General features: G+C 45.6%; 18 protein-coding genes and 2 pseudogenes. 16 read left to right on the plus strand and 4 right to left on the minus strand.

Going from position 1 to position 19,911, the window contains the following annotated elements:
* The 7 genes and pseudogenes from EWV60_RS17590 to EWV60_RS17620 form a co-directional block, all read left to right on the plus strand.
* Positions 1 to 387 (plus strand): RRXRR domain-containing protein (locus EWV60_RS17590; RefSeq protein ID WP_287233761.1); only part of this gene is annotated, 387 nt, incomplete at its 5' end.
* Between the two features lie 237 nt (positions 388 to 624).
* Positions 625 to 837: pseudogene (locus EWV60_RS17595) on the plus strand (hypothetical protein); the annotation flags it as partial.
* Positions 838 to 896: 59 nt separating this feature from the next.
* Entirely contained in the window at positions 897 to 2,465 is a 1,569-nt protein-coding gene (locus EWV60_RS17600; RefSeq protein WP_287233764.1) for a B12-binding domain-containing radical SAM protein, read from the plus strand.
* 29 nt (positions 2,466 to 2,494) lie between these two features.
* The gene (locus EWV60_RS17605) at positions 2,495 to 4,804 is read left to right on the plus strand and encodes an NACHT domain-containing protein (protein WP_287233766.1); all 2,310 of its coding nucleotides are present in this window, start codon (positions 2,495 to 2,497) and stop codon (positions 4,802 to 4,804) included.
* A gap of 1 nt (position 4,805) precedes the next feature.
* Positions 4,806 to 5,582 (plus strand): sterol desaturase family protein, encoded by a 777-nt coding sequence (locus EWV60_RS17610; RefSeq protein ID WP_016515453.1) that lies wholly within the window; start codon positions 4,806 to 4,808, stop codon positions 5,580 to 5,582.
* 200 nt (positions 5,583 to 5,782) lie between these two features.
* Positions 5,783 to 6,385 carry a general stress protein gene (locus tag EWV60_RS17615; protein WP_002752246.1) on the plus strand — a complete coding sequence of 201 codons (603 nt, stop codon included), beginning with the start codon at positions 5,783 to 5,785 and terminating at the stop codon, positions 6,383 to 6,385.
* A gap of 28 nt (positions 6,386 to 6,413) precedes the next feature.
* Positions 6,414 to 6,869, plus strand: coding sequence for a BON domain-containing protein (locus EWV60_RS17620; protein WP_002777200.1), 456 nt, complete (start codon positions 6,414 to 6,416; stop codon positions 6,867 to 6,869).
* A 737-nt stretch (positions 6,870 to 7,606) separates the two neighbouring features.
* On the opposite strand, the gene EWV60_RS17625 is transcribed toward EWV60_RS17620, so the two are convergent.
* Positions 7,607 to 7,768: a hypothetical protein gene (locus EWV60_RS17625; protein WP_193746275.1), complete on the minus strand. Its 162-nt coding sequence runs from the start codon at positions 7,766 to 7,768 to the stop codon at positions 7,607 to 7,609.
* 136 nt (positions 7,769 to 7,904) lie between these two features.
* A complete protein-coding gene (locus EWV60_RS17630) occupies positions 7,905 to 8,207 on the minus strand; it encodes a hypothetical protein (RefSeq protein WP_287233769.1) in 303 nt (100 codons plus the stop codon).
* Between the two features lie 320 nt (positions 8,208 to 8,527).
* On the opposite strand from EWV60_RS17630, the gene EWV60_RS17635 reads away from it, so the two are divergent.
* From EWV60_RS17635 to EWV60_RS17670, 8 genes and pseudogenes are all read left to right on the plus strand, one after another.
* On the plus strand, positions 8,528 to 8,710 hold the full coding sequence (locus tag EWV60_RS17635; RefSeq protein ID WP_002752242.1) for a CsbD family protein: 183 nt from the start codon (positions 8,528 to 8,530) through the stop codon (positions 8,708 to 8,710).
* A 292-nt stretch (positions 8,711 to 9,002) separates the two neighbouring features.
* Entirely contained in the window at positions 9,003 to 9,479 is a 477-nt protein-coding gene (locus EWV60_RS17640) for a CsbD family protein (RefSeq protein ID WP_353734406.1), read from the plus strand.
* Between the two features lie 50 nt (positions 9,480 to 9,529).
* Positions 9,530 to 9,679, plus strand: a complete 150-nt coding sequence (locus tag EWV60_RS17645; RefSeq protein WP_016515029.1) for a lmo0937 family membrane protein — start codon at positions 9,530 to 9,532, stop codon at positions 9,677 to 9,679.
* 8 nt (positions 9,680 to 9,687) lie between these two features.
* Positions 9,688 to 10,239, plus strand: a pseudogene (locus EWV60_RS17650) (RNA-guided endonuclease TnpB family protein); the annotation flags it as partial.
* Between the two features lie 256 nt (positions 10,240 to 10,495).
* Complete coding sequence (gene ilvB / locus EWV60_RS17655) at positions 10,496 to 12,349, plus strand: biosynthetic-type acetolactate synthase large subunit (RefSeq protein ID WP_002752240.1); 1,854 nt, start codon at positions 10,496 to 10,498, stop codon at positions 12,347 to 12,349.
* A 499-nt stretch (positions 12,350 to 12,848) separates the two neighbouring features.
* Complete coding sequence (serA, locus tag EWV60_RS17660) at positions 12,849 to 14,426, plus strand: phosphoglycerate dehydrogenase (RefSeq protein WP_287233774.1); 1,578 nt, start codon at positions 12,849 to 12,851, stop codon at positions 14,424 to 14,426.
* Positions 14,427 to 14,685: 259 nt separating this feature from the next.
* The gene (prmA, locus tag EWV60_RS17665) at positions 14,686 to 15,582 is read left to right on the plus strand and encodes a 50S ribosomal protein L11 methyltransferase (protein ID WP_287233776.1); all 897 of its coding nucleotides are present in this window, start codon (positions 14,686 to 14,688) and stop codon (positions 15,580 to 15,582) included.
* Positions 15,583 to 15,877: 295 nt separating this feature from the next.
* Positions 15,878 to 16,321 (plus strand): molybdenum cofactor biosynthesis protein MoaE, encoded by a 444-nt coding sequence (locus tag EWV60_RS17670; protein ID WP_002746835.1) that lies wholly within the window; start codon positions 15,878 to 15,880, stop codon positions 16,319 to 16,321.
* 2 nt (positions 16,322 to 16,323) lie between these two features.
* Here EWV60_RS17670 and EWV60_RS17675 read toward each other — a convergent pair whose 3' ends face one another.
* The gene (locus tag EWV60_RS17675) at positions 16,324 to 17,403 is read right to left on the minus strand and encodes an AOC03_06830 family ribosome hibernation factor (RefSeq protein WP_287233778.1); all 1,080 of its coding nucleotides are present in this window, start codon (positions 17,401 to 17,403) and stop codon (positions 16,324 to 16,326) included.
* A 260-nt stretch (positions 17,404 to 17,663) separates the two neighbouring features.
* The gene (locus tag EWV60_RS17680) at positions 17,664 to 19,226 is read right to left on the minus strand and encodes a B12-binding domain-containing radical SAM protein (RefSeq protein ID WP_024969022.1); all 1,563 of its coding nucleotides are present in this window, start codon (positions 19,224 to 19,226) and stop codon (positions 17,664 to 17,666) included.
* Positions 19,227 to 19,484: 258 nt separating this feature from the next.
* On the opposite strand from EWV60_RS17680, the gene EWV60_RS17685 reads away from it, so the two are divergent.
* A complete protein-coding gene (locus EWV60_RS17685) occupies positions 19,485 to 19,646 on the plus strand; it encodes a CAB/ELIP/HLIP family chlorophyll-binding protein (protein WP_487353236.1) in 162 nt (53 codons plus the stop codon).
* Positions 19,647 to 19,911 lie beyond the last annotated feature (265 nt).

Below are 19,911 nucleotides of genomic sequence, written 5' to 3' on the forward strand. Positions count from 1 at the left end.
TTCTCAAATAGAAAACAAGGAAAATTAGCTCCCTCAATCAGAGCTAATCGTCAACTTGAACTTCGAGTCGTTTCTGAACTAACCAAAATCTATCCAATTACTGACATTTACTTTGAGTATGTCAAAACCGATATTGATCTAACTTCCGGTAGAAAAGGAGCTAAGTCTGGAAAAGGTTTCTCGCCAGTTATGGTCGGACAGAAATGGGCGATTGAGCAACTATCTCAATTGGCAAAAGTCCATACTCGCTTTGGTTGGCAAACCTCTAATCTCAGAAAATATTTGCGACTAGAAAAGTCCAAAAATAAAGCAAAACAATCACCAGAAAGTCATGCTAACGATGGCATTGCTAAGAGGGAGGGAGCATCTCACCTTTGTAACCCCTAAATCAGGTTTTATGTCAAGCTATTTTGAAAGCCTTGCTAGAAACCAGTTTTAGGGACAAGTATAATTACTCACTTGCATAAATGAGATACTCCCAAAGAGGGATATTTATGAAGTGGAATCTGACCTGCGGAATGTTGGATATAATCTAATTATGTACTAAAAACAGGAAATTCATGACAAATATTCACTCGATCATCGGTATATTCCCCTCCAATGAAGAAGCAGACATAGTTGTAAGGTGGTAAACGACGTAAATATGGTGGCTCTACCACAAGACATGGGTTCCGTAAAGGAGATTTAATTTCTTCTCCCAAAGGAATTGGTTATGTTAGTGGAGATACCGAAAAACAGCTATCTGTAAGCGATGCCAATGGTCAACAATTGGGACAGATAACTGTTAGTAAGATTCAGTTAATTCGTCGTTCTAACGGTTTAATTGTTTCTCACTAACTTATGTAAAGCCGCCCTCCGCTATCGCTAAAGGGCGGGGTTTCAGACCCAGTTTTTCGATGAAAGCCCTGTTACTCTACCCTGAGTTTCCCCAGTCTTTCTGGTCTTACGATCGCTTTATGGAAATCGCGGGACTGAAAGCCACCATTCCACCCCTCGGCATCATTACTGTCGCCGCCCTCCTCCCCCAAAACTGGGAGATTCGATTTTATGATCGCAATGTCAATCCTGAAACAGAAGCCGATTGGGAGTGGTGTGAGTTGGTTATCCTCTCTGCCATGTTGGTCCAGAAGCCAGATTTTCAAGCTCTGATTCAAAAAGCCGTGCAGTTAGGCAAAAAAGTCGCCGTTGGCGGTCCCTACCCCACCTCTGTCCCCCAGGATGCCCTGGATTCTGGAGCGAACTATCTCATTTTGGATGAGGGAGAGTTAACCGTTCCCCTGTTTTTGGAGGCGATCGCTCAAGGGCAAAGCCAGGGAATTTTCCGCTCTGGGGACAAGCCAGACGTGACCCTCAGCCCCATCCCCCGCTTCGACCTGCTTCAGCGAGACGATTACTTAATGATGGCAGTGCAATTCTCTCGCGGCTGTCCTTTTAACTGCGAATTTTGTGACATTATTTCCCTCTACGGGCGCAAACCTCGTACTAAAGAGCCGAGTCAGATTTTAGCAGAATTGCAGACTCTCTACGACCTAGGCTGGCGCGGTTCGTTGTTCATCGTCGATGACAACTTTATTGGCAATCAGCGCAACGTCAAACGCTTTCTCAGAGACTTGATTCCCTGGATGAAGCAGCACGACTATCCCTTCACCTTTATTACTGAAGCCTCGGTCAATTTGGCAGAGGATGATGAATTGTTAAGCCTGATGGCTGAGGCGGGGTTTTATTCTGTCTTTCTGGGGATTGAAACTCCTGACCAAGATAGTCTGCAAGTGACGCGCAAACTGCAAAATACTCGCAATCCACTGGTGGAAGCCTGTCGCAAGATTAATGCAGCCGGTTTGCTAATCTATGCTGGATTTATCTTGGGGTTTGATGGAGAGCGCTCTGGTGCGGGGGAAAGGATTCAAGCCTTTGTGGAAGAAACCAGTATTCCTCAGCCCATGTTAGGAATTCTCCAATCTTTGCCGAATACGGCTCTTTGGCATCGTCTCAAACGGGAACAGCGTTTAGTTGAGGGTGACAGCATCCATCCGACGGGAGATCAGAATAGCTTGATGAATTTTATCCCCACCCGCCCGATTGCCGAAATTGCCAGAGAGTATGTCGAAGGCTTCTGGACGCTGTACGAACCCAGCCACTATCTCCGACGCTGTTTCCAACAATGTCTCAGTCTGGGTTTGCAGTCAAAACACAAGCAAACCATGCAATTTCCCGTGGGGAAGGGGTTACGGCTGATTACCCAGTTAATCTGGCATCAGGGTATCCGCCGAGGGAACATTCGGGGACAGTTTTGGCGGCAATTATGGACGATTTGGCAAAAAAAGCCCCAAGTTCTCAATCTGTATTTAGGTCTGTGCGCGGCGGGAGAACATTTTTGGGAGTACCGGGCCTTAGCCAGAGAACGGATTACTCAACAACTAGGCTACGATCCCTTAGAAGTTTCTGGTCGTCCCAACCAGAACTGATTCTGACTCGATAGGGAGGATTGGATTGTATGGTCAAGAGATCGCTCCAGGCTTCCCCTTCGGGAATTAAACAGGCTAAACGAGCCTTTGCGCTCACGGGGTGGACTCAGGAAAATCTAGCAGGGGAAGTGAACTTAAAGACCCGCCAGCCGATTTGGCGGTTTTTCACAGGAAAACCCGTTGATCGCCAGGTTTTCCTGGAAATTTGTTCGATTCTGGATTTGGATTGGCGGGAGATTGCCCTCGCTCCGCCCGCAGAATTTCCTGAACCAGGAGAACTGGCGAAAACTAATATTGATGCTCTGGTGCAAGAGGTGCGAGCGCAACGCCGGGACACCATCCAAAACCAGTGCGGCATCTTGCAGTTACTAGACATCAGCCATCCAGTCAACATTGATGACATCTATGTGGATGTCAATATTTTGGCGGAAATTGCCAGTCAACAGTGGGTGGAGATTGCCGATTTGCAAAACTTGGGTCCTGCTGAATTCGATCGCGTCGGTTTGGGAGAGGTTGAGCAGAAGCAAATACCCGGAATGCAGGCTGTTGAAACTTACTCAAAGCTTAGAGTTTTGGGCAGGCCGGGGGTTGGCAAAACTACCTTTTTGCAACATCTGGCGATTCAGTGCAACCAAGGCGAGTTTGCGGCGAATCAAGTGCCGATTTTTATCTTATTGAGAGAATTTGCCGAGGAGTCCAGTCCCAGTGGTGAATTTAGCCTGTTCAACTACATCCGTCAGGCATTGCTCACCTCGGGAATTTCCAACCCGTCTGTGCTGGAAACCTTACTGCAAGCAGGCAGAGTCCTGCTGTTGCTCGATGACATCGATGAAGTGCTCAACCAGGACATTACAGCGGTTCTGAGAGAAATTCGCCAATTCTCAGAAAAGTATCATCGCAATCGATTTGTAGTAACCTGTCGCACCGCTGCCCAAAAACTCCAGATTCGAGGTTTCACTGATGTAGAAATTGCCCCCTTTACCCAGGCACAAATCAGCACCTTCGCGCAAAAGTGGTTTGTGGCACTGAGCAAAACGACTGCTCAAGCGGGGCAGGAGCAGTCGGCTCAGTTTATGGAGAAGTTGGACTTGCCGGAAAACTGGCAATTTCGGCAACTGGTGGTGACACCTCTGTTTCTGCATCTCGCCTGCTGGGTGTTTCAGGGTCAAGGGAAATTTCCGAGCAAGCGGGCTGAGTTTTATAAACAAGGGCTGGATTTGCTGCTGGGTAAATGGGATAAAGCGAGAGGAGTCGAACGCGATCAGGTTTACCGGGGGTTTTTATTGCCCCAAAAATTGAGGCTGTTGAGCCAGCTTGCAGCAGTGACTTTTGAACAGGGGCAGTATTTTTTTGAGCAACGCACGATTGAGCAATACATTGGCGACTATTTGCGGAATTTGCCAGGTGCAACCCTGGAAGCAGAGGAACTCCAACTCGAAAGCGAAGCCATGCTGAAAGCGATCGAGGCACAGCATGGAATCCTCACAGAAAGGGCGCGAGGCATTTTTTCATTTTCTTATCTGGCATTTCAAGAATACTTCACGGCTCGAAAAATAGTTGCCAGCCATAATTTGCAGGCATTAGAACAAGCACTGGGAGGGTTGGTGAGTCACATCACCGATTCCCACTGGCGCGAAGTCTTCTTGTTAACGGCTGCCATGTTGCGAAGTGCAGATGCGCTGGTGCAGTTGATGAAGCAACAAATTGATGCCTTAGTCGCGCAAGACTCCTATCTGCAAGAGTTTTTGAGTTGGGCCAGCCAAAAATCCCAGCAGCTCCCAGACGAAACCAAAGTGGCGACCGCACGCGCATTTTACCTTGCCCTTGCCCAAAGCCCGCATACGGCAGATCGCTTTGCCTTAGCCAGCACGCTCGATCAGGGGATGTTTTTAGATGCGGCGTTGGAGAACTTGCTGGTAGAGTTTGCCATCGACCACAGTCAGGATTTTGCCTATGTCAATGCTTGTAGCGAGGCACTCAACAACATTCTGGTGATGGTTCTGGATGCTGGATTTTATAAGTCTTTGCAACAATTGAGAGACCAACTGCCACCTCGGAGTCAAAACCTGGAACGGCTTCAGCACTGGTGGCAGAAAAACTATTCTGCCTGGGTGGAACAGTTGCGGGGTGCGATCGCCAATTATCGCAATATTCATCATCCCTGGCAGTTTACGACTGAGCAACAGCAGCTGCTCCAACGCTACTATGATGCCAATCAACTCCTGATCGATTGTTTGAATAGTAACTGCGAAATAACAGCCGCAATCCGGCAAGAAATTGAAGCCACGTTGCTGTTACCTCAAAAGGACTTGGAAGATCGGGAATGGCAAGGAGATTAAATTGATAGACCACTCATTTGGATTTTACGGGTTCGCTTTCTTTGGGATCATCCTGGCGCGATACTTTCTCGTGGCTGGGGGAACCTATTTGTTCTTCTATTCGCCCTTGAGTCAGTCCTTTGTCAATCACAACCTGCGGCATTGGTCTCCCTCTTGGCGATCGATTCAACAAGATATCACGCTCTCGGTTCTTTCGGCGGGGGTGTTTGCGCTGGCGGCGGCTTTCATCATGACAGGATACAGTTGGGGTATTACCCGCTTATACAGCCACCCTCAACAGTATGGGCTGTGTTATTTAGGGGTTAGTTATGGCGCTGTGTTGGTTCTCCAGGATGCCTATTTCTATTTCACCCATCGCTTGTTTCACCACCCGTCACTCTTTCGGTGGTTACACCAGGGGCATCATCGCTCGCGCTATCCTACCCCGTGGACTTCGTTTGCCTTTGACCCACTAGAGGCGATCGTTCAGTCTCTCTTCCTGGTCGGCATTGTCTTTGTCCTTCCCCTGCATTTCATCACGTTAATTGCGGCACTCACCACGATGACGATCTGGGCAGTGTTAAATCATCTTGGGATCGATCGCTTGCCCTCCTCATTTCCCCATCATTGGTTGGGTCGGTGGTTTATTGGTCCTGCCCATCATTCCATTCATCATCGCAAGTACACCGTACATTACGGTCTATATTTCACGTTCTGGGACAAACTCCTCGGAACTCAAGACCCCGATTATGAGCAGAAGTTTGATGAGCGTCTGACGGGTAAAGTCGATGGAGTTTAACTCGTGCATCGTCCGTTACATTTTGTCTCGTATTCAAGCAATTCATACAGACTCAATCAATTCATACAGTAAATCAAGCAACCGCCTGTTACAGTAATGCCAGGAGCAGAATTATCAACTCGAATCAGGAAATTCAATCGCTATAGTTCGCCATACTATAGGATTTACAAAGCTTTTACCGCATAGCGTTGGAGGGAAAAATGACTTTAACTAACCGTAAACGAGCCGTGGGAATCTTCTCTAGCTATCAAGAGGCAGAGAAGGCACTGAATGGATTACGAGATGACGGATTTGCCATGAATGAGGTATCAATCATTGCCAAAGAGCCTGAACGACTGGAGCAGAGCAACCGGATTGGTGAGACACGAGTTCAAGAGCTTACCGAAACAAAAACAACTCATATTGACGAAGGAGCAAAGACCGGGGCAGCGGCAGGCGGAGCCATCGGAGGACTGACAGGCTTGCTGGTTGGGTTGGGCATATTGGCAATTCCTGGAGTGGGCCCCGTCATGTTGGCAGGGGCGGCTGCAACTGCGATCGCTACCACGTTAGCTGGCGGTGCAATCGGGACGGCTACCGGAGGTTTGGTAGGTGGTCTAATTGGTCTAGGAATTCCAGAAGATCGGGCACGAGTCTATCACGATTATGTGGTTCGTGGAGACTACCTGTTGATCGTGGACGGTACAGATGCTGACATCCTTCAGGCTGAAACAATTCTAAAGCGCCGAGGGATTCGCGAGTGGGAAATTTACAATGCCCTAGCAATTGAAGGCTATGTCGATCCTCCTGCTTCTCGTTTGTAAAATCGGAAATTATTAAAGGATTTGCATCATGAAAAAGATCACAACTTTAATCCTCAGCAGCCTTCTACTGATTGGAACTGTGGCTTGTGGGAACAACGCTAAAACTAGCACCAACGCCCCTTCTTCCACAGAGGAAACGGGGCAAGTTCCTGATACTAAAACAGTCCAAAAGAACCAAAGCGATGCGTCTAGTCAAGTGCGCCGAAATCAACTCAATTCTGATATTCGCGCTCGTGAGCAACGCAACAATCTAACTGGAGGAGATGCGGATCGCGCCAACAGTGACCTTTCCAGTGAAGTTCGCTCTAAGCTAGAAGCCAACATCCCGAAAGGGCAACTTACAGTTTCTGCTAAAGATGGAGCGGTAGTCGTCTCTGGAACCGTAGAAACTCAAGAGCAACTCGACAAAATTGACCCCTTGGCAAAACAAATCAAGGGTGTCAATAGTGTCAAAGTTACAGCAAAAGTGGCGTTGTCAAATTGAAAGATGCTCCGAATCAGCTTGGAACTGAAATTACTTTGATAGCAAGGATTGCATTGCATCTTTCATATTCTAATCTGACAACGCCGCAAAAGTTGCGGGGAGCATCTCACCTTTGTAACTCCTAAATTAAGTTTTATGTCAAGCTATTTTGAAAGCCTTACCAGAAGCAAGTTTTAGCGACAAGCATAATTAGGGCTTGAATAAATGAGATGCTCCCAAGTTGCGCCAGCAGCTCCAGCTAAAAAGAAGTAAACAGAAGATAGCAACTGTAACTAACCTTGAAGACAAGGGGCTTAAGCCCCTTGTCTAATCATTGCTTTAGGACTTACGCATTGACAGAATTTCCGTAGTATGCCTTTGAACTTCAGACTATGGCTTCCAAGTTATTGAGGTCAAGGAAGTTGGATGCTAAATTATTGACAATAAAAGAGCGGATGACCTCAGTAAATAACTCCCTTTGTCAGGAATACCAATTAACAATTTCCGCTTTAAATCGGAGAAATTCTAACTGGGGTTTGCTGAATAATGGTAAAACCCTTTTAAAATAAGGCTTTTGACCTGTTAAAATCCGATGTTCATGCTGCGAAAATAGGATTAAGACCTTCAAAAATCTTGCATTATCCTTTTTTTAGTACATAAACTGTACAAAAAAAGAGGGCAACAAAGCCTGAAATGACCGGCTACTGACGACCGGCGACCGACTCCTAACCCCACCAACAAACTTTTTGCCGCTAACCCTATTTAGTTCCTAGTTCAACCGAGACTAACCGATTCACATGAGGAGCAAACAAACCCCGAAAGCCCTTGTCTTTAAGGGTATTCATGGTTTCTTTGGCAGCATACCAACTATCTCCTGTGACTGTCTCTGGTTTCAATCCCCAAGCTTTTACTTCGTCCAAAATTTCTAAGAAATATTCATGTTTTGTCTGACCCTCCTGTTTATTAACGATTCGATAATTAACGGGAACTGACCTTCCTTTACAATCGGTATAATATCAGGTAACTACGTTAATACCTTTGACTACTTTTTTGTGTTTACCACCAGTAAAAGTAATCGATTAACTCAGCTTTAGCTGGGTGACTATAAGGCTTGTCAATTACCATATCGTCTGTACTGATTGTTCCTCCTTCAAGTTCGATTTGAGGAGCCACTTCATCCAACAAATCCTTGGGTGTATAGTTCTCTCGCCACAATAAAAGATTGACACTGTCATGAGATAAATTGCCCAGAATTTGAGCCAAACGAACACAGCTTATATATTTAGGTTCCCAGAGCAAAAATAGGGTGTAAATAGCCAGATTACATTGAGCAGTTGTTGGCTTCGTAATGTTTCTCATCAGTTGTTCTGTTATAAGAGATGCCCTTGTGTCAGGAAATCAAATCGGAGAGGGTTTTGTCAAGAGTCGAGAGAGAAATTGTATCTAAGACTAACAAAATTAGACCACCCACATTTAAGCCTTTTTGTCAATGCGTAATTTCTATGCTTGCAGAAACGGTATCGTTACATTTTGTGTCGTATTCAAGCAATTCATACAGACTCAATCAATTCATACAGTAAATCAAACAACCACCCGTTACAGTAATACCAGAAGCAGAATTGTTAGCTCAACTTAGGTAAGCAGTTCTCAAATCCAACAAATTCAATAAGGAGAGCATCATGAGCTTAAAAGATAGAACCGAGGCAACCGCCAAAAATATCGAAGGTAAAGTTCAAGAAGCAGTAGGAGATCTGACTGGCGATCCCAAAGCTCAAGCAGAGGGCAAGGAAAAACAGGCAGAGGCAAAAGTTCGTCACACTATCGAAGATGTGAAAGATGAAGTCAAAAAAATTATTGATTAGTAGGTCATTTGTCACGGCAACCGCCATTCAGACAAATGATTGAAACCCAGATTTCATCGGAACTCTTCCTCAAAAAATGGCTTCTTTCGAGACAGGTGAAACACTAGGACAAGGCGGCGTAAATAAACCCAATATTACCAGATATCTAGCTTCTCAAAGAAGTCGAAGATCTCTCCCTCGGTAAACTTACGCCGTCAAAGACTAGAAAAATCTTTCTCGAAAGGGTCTAGACAGTAGTTGTTCATCATCCATGTATCATCGATTCATCAAATTCTTTTTTGGAGTTAAAATGATGTCACTTCAACAGATTCGTCGCTTTTTTGTCACCATTATTTTAACTATAATGCTGGCAATTACTATAGCTTTTGATTTTGGAACTACAAATAGTTGGGCTGCAACTTTACCCACCCAATCGCAGACTCAAATCGCAAGCATGAATCGAGCCAAGGCAGTTACGAAAAATATTGAAGGCAAAGCTCAAGAAGCGATTGGCAACATGACAGGCGATCCCAAAGATCAGATGATGGGAAAAGCCAAGCAAGTCGAAAGTCAGGCTCGTAACGCAGCAGAAGATATAAAAGACCAGATGAAGTTAAAAGGGCGGGCAAAAGCAGTCACAAAGAACATTAAAGGCAAAGCTCAAGAAGCGATAGGTAAAGCTACTGGCAACCGCCAAGATCAAGTTGCTGGAAAAGCTAAACAAGTCGAAAGCCAAGTTCGCAATGCAGTAGAAGACGTAAAAGATACGGTTCAAGATATACTCAATTAAGGATCGATGACTGAATTTTCATTACTTTTCTCTAAATCAAGGAGGGAAATATGTTTGATCTAGTTTGGACTGCCGTTGTTATACTTTTCATCCTCTGGTTGTTAGGATTCTCCATTAACATTGGCGGCAGCTTAATCCACCTGCTTTTGGTTTTGGTGCTGATTGGCGTTGTCTACAATTTGTTTATGAGGCGACGGTAATTGTTCATTCTCGAACACAGAAAGGGTCAAAAAATCGGGAAAAAGCAAGAATCAAAGTAGCTAAGATTCAGGCTCGAATCACCGATAGCAGAAAAGACCATTTACATAAGCTAACCACTCAATTAGTTCGTGAAAACCAAACGATTGTGGTTGAGAATTTAGCCGTCAAGAATATGGTAAAAAACCCGAAATTATCTCAGGCAATATCTGACGTTAGTTGGGGAGAAATCACTCGACAATTAGGCTACAAATGCCGTTGGTACGGCAGAAATTACATCGAAATAGATAGATGGTTTCCTAGCTCTACGCGGTGCAGTAATTGCGGGTATATTGCTGAGAAAATGCCGTTAAATATTCGAGAGTGGGATTGTCCAGACTGTGGGACTCACCATGACCGAGATATTAACGCCAGTAAAAACATTTTGGCCGCAGGGCTTGCGGTGTCAGTCTGTAGAGCGACCATAAGACCAGAACAGAGTAAATCTGTTAAGGCAAGTGCGAAAAATCCTTCGGGAAAGAAGCAGAAACCGTTCGGACCCCGGCGTGAGACTTCGGCGTGAGACTTCGGCGTGATCTCAGTCGAACGCTCAGTCGAACGCTCAGTCGAACGCTGAGCTCACGGCCGAAGCCCACACCCCACACCCCACTTCCCAGATATTGCATGGGTAAGATGCAAAAAGAAAAAAAACTGCAGCCAAAAAGGTGAGATGGAATACACTAAAAGTATAAGGTTATCAATTTTGCTATTTTTCAAGTTGCATCCTAGGCAACAGAATTGCAATTATCCCTCTAGTTAGAAATTGGACGGTTTGCCCTGTGGTTTCATCACTTCCCAAGCCCAATAACTCTTTAACAACGGTTCCCCAGCGTTGTTCTGGTGCTTATGCCTTGATGGACAGTCTCAAACGTCATGGCGTTAAGCACATCTTCGGTTATCCCGGAGGTGCGATCCTGCCCATCTATGACGAACTCTACCGCTTTGAAGAGCGGGGAGAATTACAACATATTTTAGTGCGCCACGAACAAGCGGCCGCCCATGCCGCCGATGCCTACGCTAGGGCCACCGGCAAAGTCGGGGTCTGTTTCGGTACTTCCGGCCCCGGAGCGACCAATTTGGTGACAGGCATCGCTAACGCACACATGGACTCCATCCCGATGGTAATTATCACCGGTCAGGTCAGCCGGGCGGCCATCGGTTCCGATGCTTTCCAAGAAACCGATATTTATGGTATTACTCTCCCGATTGTTAAACATTCCTATGTGGCTAGAAATGCCCGGGAAGTAGCGAGAATCGTCGCTGAAGCCTTCCACATCGCCAGTACAGGACGACCGGGACCGGTTTTAGTCGATATTCCCAAAGATGTCGGTTTAGAACTATGCGATTATATCCCCGTCGAACCGGGAGATGTGAAACTAACCGGTTATCGTCCCACGGTTAAGGGTAATCGCCGTCAAATCGAGGCCGCTTTGCACCTCTTGGAAACCGCCGAAAAACCCTTACTTTATGTTGGTGGAGGTGCGATCGCAGCTAATGCCCACGCCCAAATTGCCGAGTTTGCCGAGCGTTTTCAGTTACCCGTTACCACCACGTTAATGGGGATCGGTGCTTTTGATGAACATCATCCCCTCTCGGTGGGAATGTTAGGAATGCACGGCACTGCCTACGCTAATTTTGCCGTGACCGGGTGTGATTTATTAATTGCCGTCGGCGCTCGTTTTGATGACCGAGTAACGGGGAAATTGGACGAATTCGCCTCGAAAGCTAAGGTAATTCATGTGGACATCGACCCGGCGGAAGTGGGCAAAAATCGCGCCCCTGACGTGCCGATTGTCGGGGATGTGCGGGTAGTTTTAGAACAAATACTCCAAAAAGCCAGAGAATTTGATTATCCCACTAATTCCGATCGCACCCAAGCTTGGTTAGCCCAGATCGAGCGCTGGCGCCAAGATTATCCCCTGCAAGTACCCCTACCGGAAGGCAGACTTTCTCCCCAAGAAGTAATCGTTGAGGTGGGCCGTCAGGCACCCCACGCCTACTATACCACCGATGTGGGCCAGCATCAGATGTGGGCGGCCCAATTCCTCAAAAATGGCCCCCGACGTTGGATTTCTAGCGCGGGATTGGGGACGATGGGTTTCGGTTTACCCGCTGCGATGGGGGTAAAGGTGGCTATTCCCGATGAGGAGGTCATCTGTATTAGTGGTGATTCCAGTTTCCAAATGAATCTACAGGAATTGGCCACCCTAACCCAATTTAATATTCATGCCAAGACGATTATTATTAATAATGGTTGGCAGGGTATGGTACGTCAATGGCAAGAAGCTTTCTATGGGGAACGTTATTCTAATTCCAATATGGAAGCGGGAATGCCAAATGTGGAACTGTTAGCCCAAGCTTACGGCATTAAAGGGATTACTATTCGCCATCGAGATGAATTAGCCGCAAAAATTGCCGAAATGTTGGCCCATGATGGTCCAGTTTTGGTCAATGCGATCGTGACTAAAGACGAAAATTGTTATCCCATGGTTGCCCCCGGCCAAAGTAATGCGCGTATGATTGGTTTACCGAAAATTGTCACCGGGGGTTGTGAAATGCACAATTGTCCCAGTTGTGGCGCGGTTAACAGTTGGAATAATAAATTCTGTCCTGAATGTGGGGCGAAATTGTAGCTGAAAATTGTTAATTAATTAACCAGCCTCCGTTAAGTATAACGGAGGTTTTTGGCTTTTTCTCTACTGTGTGAATATCATAAGTAGGTAGGCGTTAAAAATTATCAGAAACCCCCCTTATCAAGGGGGATCCCCCCGCCTATCGGCACCCCCCTTATCAAGGGGGGCGGGGGGGATCGAACCTAAAATCCATTTTTAATTTAATCATAACCAGCTACTTAGAAATTTTCAAATAGAAGCAATGACAGCCCTAGAAAAAGCCTTAGAAAAAGGAGCGGAAAACTTGATCGCCACCGTGATTAAATTAGGCATATCTCAGTGACAACGGCAAGAGCCTGACATCAACCCCATGGACGACAATTAAGAATAACAACCTAAAATCTTTTCGCTAATTTTGCCATAGACTGCACCCTTTGCTTCTAAAATGGGCTATTGCGGCTAGATACCAATATTGGTCTAGCATTTGCCCGTAGACTGAAAAAAGCACGTTATAAAGATTATGGCCAAAGTTCTGGTATCCGATTCGATCGATCCGGTAGGAGTAGAAATTCTGTCACAGGTTGCCCAAGTGGACGTGAAAACAGGACTATCCGCCGAGGAAATCATTCAAATTATCCCCGAATACGACGCACTGATGCTCCGTTCCAGTACCCGCGTCACCAAAGAAATCGTCGAAGCGGGCAGCAAACTGCAAATTATCGGCCGCGCGGGGGTAGGAGTCGATAATATCGATGTTCCTGCGGCCACTCGTCAGGGTATTATTGTCGTTAACTCTCCCGAAGGTAACACGATCGCCGCTGCCGAACACGCCTTGGCCATGATGTTATCCCTTTCCCGTCATATTCCCAATGCCAATCAGTCGGTAAAAGCGAATAAATGGGAAAGAAATCGCTTTATCGGCACAGAAGTTTATAAAAAGAACCTAGGAGTCGTCGGTTTAGGTAAAATTGGCTCCCACGTCGCCACCGTTGCTAGATCCCTAGGCATGAAAATTCTCGCCTACGATCCCTTTATTTCCAAAGAACGGGCCGATCAACTCGGTTGCACCCTGGTGGATCTAGAATTACTCTTTGCTGAGTCCGATTTTATCACTCTCCACGTCCCGAAAACTGCCGAAACCCAGCATCTCATCGGTCGGGAAACCATCGCTAAGATGAAACCCACAGTCCGCATCATTAACTGTTCCAGAGGCGGCATTATCGATGAGTTGGCTTTAATTGAAGCCCTCGAATCCGGTAGAATCGCCGGGGCAGCCTTGGATGTATTTGAACAGGAACCTTTAGGCGAATCTAGATTAAGAGAATTATCTAACGTCATCCTCACTCCCCACCTAGGTGCATCGACTACGGAAGCACAGGTGGGTGTAGCTGTTGATGTGGCCGAACAAATTCGCGATGTCCTCCTCGGTTTGCCAGCGCGTTCGGCCGTTAATATCCCCGGACTAACTCCCGATGTTATGGAAAAACTGCGCCCTTACCTGCAATTAGCGGAAACTATGGGTAATCTTGTCAGTCAGTTGGCAGGAGGTCGCTGTGACTCGTTAAATGTCCGTTTACAGGGAGAATTGGCCACTAAAGACAGTCAACCTCTGGTGGTAGCGGCAATTAAGGGCTTACTTTCCCAAGCCCTCCGGGAACGGGTAAACTATGTTAATGCGGCGATCGAAGCTAAGGAACGCGGTATCCGGGTAATCGAAACCCGGGATGCTTCCACCCGGGACTATTCGGGATCGATTCATTTGGAAGCTAATGGTTCCATGGGGACCCATTCCGTCACCGGAGCGCTGTTAAGTAACGGAGAAATCCGCATTACTGACCTCGATGAGTTCCCCATTAACGTGCCACCGAGTAATCATATGTTATTTACCCTTCACCAAGATATGCCCGGTATTATCGGCAAAATTGGCGCACTTTTAGGCAGTTTTAATGTCAATATCGCCAGTATGCAGGTAGGACGCAAAATTATTCGCGGTGATGCAGTTATGGCCCTGAGTCTCGATGATCCTCTACCGGAAGGTCTTCTCTCGGAAATTACTAAAGTCCCCGGTATCCGCGATGCTTACACAGTGAAACTCTAGATTAAATCAGTTATCAGTAAACAGTCAACAGTAATCAGTGAAAGGAAAGCTCTGCACTTGCCACTTAATACTGTTGACTGAAAACCCAAATCTGATAACTGATAACTGATAACAAGGGACGAATCTCAGACCTAATTGGTTAAGCTAAAAGCTTTGATGTGCTTAGTTTCTAACCTTCTTTTTAGGTAGGAGAATTGTCAGATTCTGTCTTTTGCCTCTTGCCTGTTGCCTCTTGCCTTCAGAAGCTGATAACTGATATATGTCTAATAGTTGGTGGGAAATTACGGTTTTATGCGAACCTAGTCTCGAAGAAACGGTTTTCTGGAGACTGGAAGATTTTGGCTGTTCGGGAACGGCCACTGCTAAAAAACAATCCTCTTTAGAGGTTAAGGCCTATATACCAGAAATTAAAGCGCAATTGCCCGATTTAGAGGCACTAAGCCTCTGGTTAAAGCAGGATGCTTTGATTTTAGGTTTTTCTGAACCTGTCAGCCATTGGCAGTTAATGGACGAGGAAGACTGGGCCAGCAGTTGGAAACAACATTGGCAAATTAGCGAGATCGGCGATCGCTTTTTGATCTGTCCTGCTTGGTTAAATCCCCCGGAAAATAACTGGAGATTGGTGATTAAAATTGACCCCGGTTCCGCTTTCGGCACGGGAACCCACCCCACCACCCAATTATGTCTAGAATCCCTAGAAATGCTTTTAAGTAGCAATCCAGAGAATAAAATTATCGCCGATATCGGTTGTGGTTCCGGCATACTGGCGATCGGGGCGATTTTATTGGGGGCTAAAAAAGTTTATGCTGTCGATATAGATCCCCTGGCGGTGAATGCGACGTACAGTAATCGCCATCTCAACGGGATTAACCCCGAAAATTTAGCTGTTAATCAGGGTAGTGTCGAGGAGTTATTAGAATTAATTCCCGATGGTGTTGATGGCATCGTTTGTAATATTTTAGCCGAGACAATTATCGCTTTAATGCCCGAAATCACCCGTCTGGCAAAACCCACCACTTGGGGAATTTTAAGCGGCATTCTTGTCACCCAAGCACAAGCAGTTACAGATATTTTAGAACCCCAAGGCTGGACAGTGGCTGCCCTGTGGAAACGTCAAGAATGGTGCTGTCTTCAAATTCGCCGCGCTGTGGATTAATATAGCTGTCAGCCTGGAATCAGTTATCAGTTATCAGTTATCAGTTATCAGTTATCAGTGAGCAGTTATCAGATTTGAGTTTTCAGTGAGCAGTATCAAGTGAGGAGTATTAAATGGCATTAACAGTGCTGTCTTGTCACTTCACTGATTACTAAGTAGGTAGGCGTTAAAAATTATCAGATGCCCCCCTTATTAAGGGGGGATTAAGGGGGGATCCCCCCGCCTATCGGCACCCCCCTTATCAAGGGGGGCAGGGGGGATCGAACCTAAAATCCATTTTTAATTTAATTATAACATGACTCAAGATAGTTTTCGCATCAGTTTTGCTCCTTTATCTTTGCAGGAAGTATATCAATTAGCCGATGATGGGGCTAATGGGGCTATTGTACTAATGAGTGGCACTGTACGGGAGCAAACCGACGGTAAACCGGTTATTTATCTTGATTATCAGGCCTACGAACCCATGGCGATGGAGGTTTTCCGGCAAATTGCTCGGCAAATTCGGCAAACCTGGCCCGACACCAATCGAGTTGTCATTCACCATCGCACTGGTAAGCTCAAAATCGGTGAAATTAGCGTCTTAGTAGCGGTGGGTTGTCCCCATCGAGGGGAAGCTTTCGCAGCCTGTCGTTATGCTATTGATACTCTCAAGCATAATGCCCCCATCTGGAAAAAAGAATACTGGTCTGATGGTTCTAGTCAATGGGTTAGTATTGGGGCCTGTGAAACGGAGTGTTAGGTCTAATAACGTAAAATCAAGGCAATTTTTTGGTAATCGTTCAAGGAATCCTCCTCGACTAAAGCTACACGTCCTCCCTTGGCCAATACCACTTCGATAATTTCATCCACTGCATCATCGATTACCTCTGTACCACCGACGTTTTCCACCAGTATCAAGTCACCATTTTCGCTTAAAACTGCGGGTACATGGTAATTTTTCTCCACTAATAACAATTTTCCTCGACCTTCCTGCGCTAAACGCCACACTTCTCCCAGGGTAGAGATAACTTTTTGAGCGCTGACTGCCGCATCCAAAGCTTGCAGAGCTTCAGTTTTTTGAGTCTGACGCACTGAATGCATAATCGGCAATACTTGCGGAATTAATTCTGGCAGTGAGGTTTTGTCAAAATTGCCGGTTAAAGTGCCAACAATTGCTGATGTGTACTGTGAAACTTCTTGAAAGAAGGAAATTTGACGAACCACTCCACCCACAATCAAAGGGGAAGAATCATCAATGTCAATGTATTCACCCAGAGCATTATCTACCTGTTGGAAAAATCGCCGGATTCTATCATCTAGATAACTGGTATCGGCATCAAAGGGCAGTGGTGCGGTGGCCCCCGGTCCAGTCATTTCTAGGGGAAAATTCTGATCGCGAATTTCTTCAAGAGTTTCTCCTGTAGCTGAGATTAAACGAGTAGAACCCTGACTTAATAGTAACAGCCAATAGGGTTGTTCTCGATGTAATCCATAAACTAAATCCCGTGTGGCAAAGGTTTTATCGATGACAACTCTTGCCTGGACAGAAAAAGGCAGGTTATAAAGCTTGGCAATATCCGGACCAACATAGAGAGCTAATCCATCTAGAGTATAAGGATAATCTATTTCAGCTACTAGACTATCGAGGCGATCGAACAAAGGTTCGATTTCACGTTTAGAGAATTCTGCTGATAATCGGCGCTTTGCTTCATCGACCAAATTTTTAACGAGAATAGGGTCTTGTTTGTTATCCGGTGAGGTGCGATGGGTAGGTAAGAGAATGGAAAGGGCGGGTATTTGAGTTAGGGATTGTAGTTTCTTAAGTTCTTGACGAGTAATCATTGATTTTAGCTTGATTGATAGGGTTAAGGAGCTAAAAATACTGTCTTTATCCAGGTTTTCTCGATTTATTCAGTATTCCAGCTAACATTTTAGGGAAAAAATGTAATTATATCTAGAAAATTAAGAAATTATACTGAATTGCTTTGGCAGAGATTGAGGGAATTTTTAACCGGAAAACTAGGAATATTATTGATTTATCGATCGCCCACCATCAGGACAGAAAATGTTCAGGATGGGTTATTTACCCATCCTCGGAATAATTAGGCCGCTATGGCGGTTTTTTCCGCTGTTAATGCCTCTTGGCGTTGAAATTCGGCTAATTGTGCCGTAATTTCATCCCGAACAATCTGACGGTATTCCAGGAAATGCTCGTTGTGGGCGCAGACAGTGATATAGTGTTCGGCGTTGGCGGGATTATGGCGCAAAATACCGAATAAATTCTGCCAGAATTTCCAGCGAGTGGAACGTTTAAAGCCCTGTCGCCAGATAATTACCGCTAGGGCATAGAGATCGGCCCGACGAGGCAGTTTAAAGGCAGGTTTAGCTTTAGGTGCGCCTAATTTCAGGAAACAGCGATAGGTGCGATCGAGAAATACCTCCGGATCGTACAATTTCCAGAAGGCTTCAATATATTCTGTGGCAATATCTTCGATCGGCCGGGTGGGAACGAAATTCATTAGGGTACTTTGGTTAATGTCCTGTTTCCCCGTTAATCGTAGTCGTCCTTCTTTTTCCAAGCGAGTCCATAGGGCGGTATTCGGTAAAGCTTGTAACATTCCAAATAGAGCCGTGGGAATGGCCGCTTCTTCGACAAAATTAATAATGCGATCGGCCGCTCCTTTTTTCTCGCCATCAAAACCGATGATAAATCCCGCCATGGGGCGCAATCCGGCTTTAATAATCTTTTCTACCGTCTCGGTTAACGAACTACGGGTATTTTGGAATTTTTTGGTTAATTGTAAACTTTCTTCGTCGGGGGTTTCAATCCCTAAAAAGACCGCGTCAAAATAACAATCGACCATCATTTCCATTAATTCGGGATCGGCGGCTAAATCCACCGACGCTTCCGTGTTAAACCGGAAAGGGTACTGGTGTTCTTCTTGCCAAACTTTTAATTCTTTGAGGAGTAATTTAACGTTGCGTTTGTTGCCAATAAAATTATCATCCACCATGAACACGCCCCGGCGCCAACCTAACTCGTAGAGATAATCTAATTCTTTTAATAATTGTGCGGGGGTTTTGGTGCGGGGTTTACGACCGTAGAGAACGATAATATCGCAAAATTCGCACTGGAAGGGACATCCCCGCGAAAACTGCACCGACATGGAATCATAAGCTTCAAAATCGAGCAGATCGTAGCGGGGGATCGGGGTAATTGTCACATCGGGTTTTTCTGTGGTGCGGAAAACACCTTTAGTTTCTCCTTTTGCCAATGCTTCCACAAACATCGGGATGGTGATTTCTCCCTCATCGAGAATCAGAAAATCGGCCTCGGCCACTTCGTGGGGGATAGAAGTGGGATAGGGACCCCCCACGGCCACCAGTTTACCCCGTTGCTTGGCTTCGTGAATTTGCTCGATTAAATCTTGACGTTGGACGATCATACCCGAAAGAATGACTATTTCGGCCCAGTCCCATTCTGCTTCTGTCACTGCCCGAATATTGCGATCGACCAGTTTAAATTCCCATTCCTGGGGTAGAATCGCCGCCACCGTCACCATACCCAGGGGAGGAAGTAAGACTTTGCGATCGACTAATTCCAGAATTTTGTTATAAGACCAGAAAGTCGGCGGAAAAACGGGATAAATCAGTAAGGCACGCATATTCACTCCTCGCTCGACGGCGATCGATTCTTGACCTTTCGCTTGATTGTAATCTTTTTCGGTCAGGGATGGGAAAACCGTTATTTAGTCCGAGAACTAGGATCAGGCTTGATTTTCGGCCGCCATTGCCCACCCTTGACCCTACCCCCATAAAAGTTTATGGCCAACATCAATAAAATTTATGTAAAGAAATGTTGCATAGTCTGGAAAGTTATGTTACATTAAATATCAAGCACTTGACTTAAACGCAATTTTCTTATAGGAAGGCAATTCACCATGGATAAGCAAGAAAACAAACTCGGTTTCACCGCTTTCGCTGAAAACTGGAATGGTCGTTTAGCCATGCTCGGTTTCGTTATTGGCGTAGCTACGGAATACTTAACCCACAAAGGCATCCTTGCTCAGTTAGGCTTAATGTAATTTCGGCCTCGACTGCTGTGCATCTACAATCATCTTGAATAAATCCTTAAAAAAAGGGGAAGAGCATAGCTCTTTCCCTTTTTAAGTGGGAGGTTGGAGAGATTTTTCAGTGATCAGTCAACAATAATCACTCATGGTGAAGCTAAGAGGTTTTAGATACCAGATGATAGAGTTGATTAAAACTCAGTTTTTGGGAGTTTTCAAAGAAATATTGGCGATAATGGTAGTTAGCTAGATTGAACAAATTTTTTGACAAGAAGGCATA

Source organism: Microcystis sp. Msp_OC_L_20101000_S702, assembly GCF_007095705.1.
In the GTDB taxonomy this organism is placed as follows: domain Bacteria; phylum Cyanobacteriota; class Cyanobacteriia; order Cyanobacteriales; family Microcystaceae; genus Microcystis; species Microcystis ichthyoblabe_A.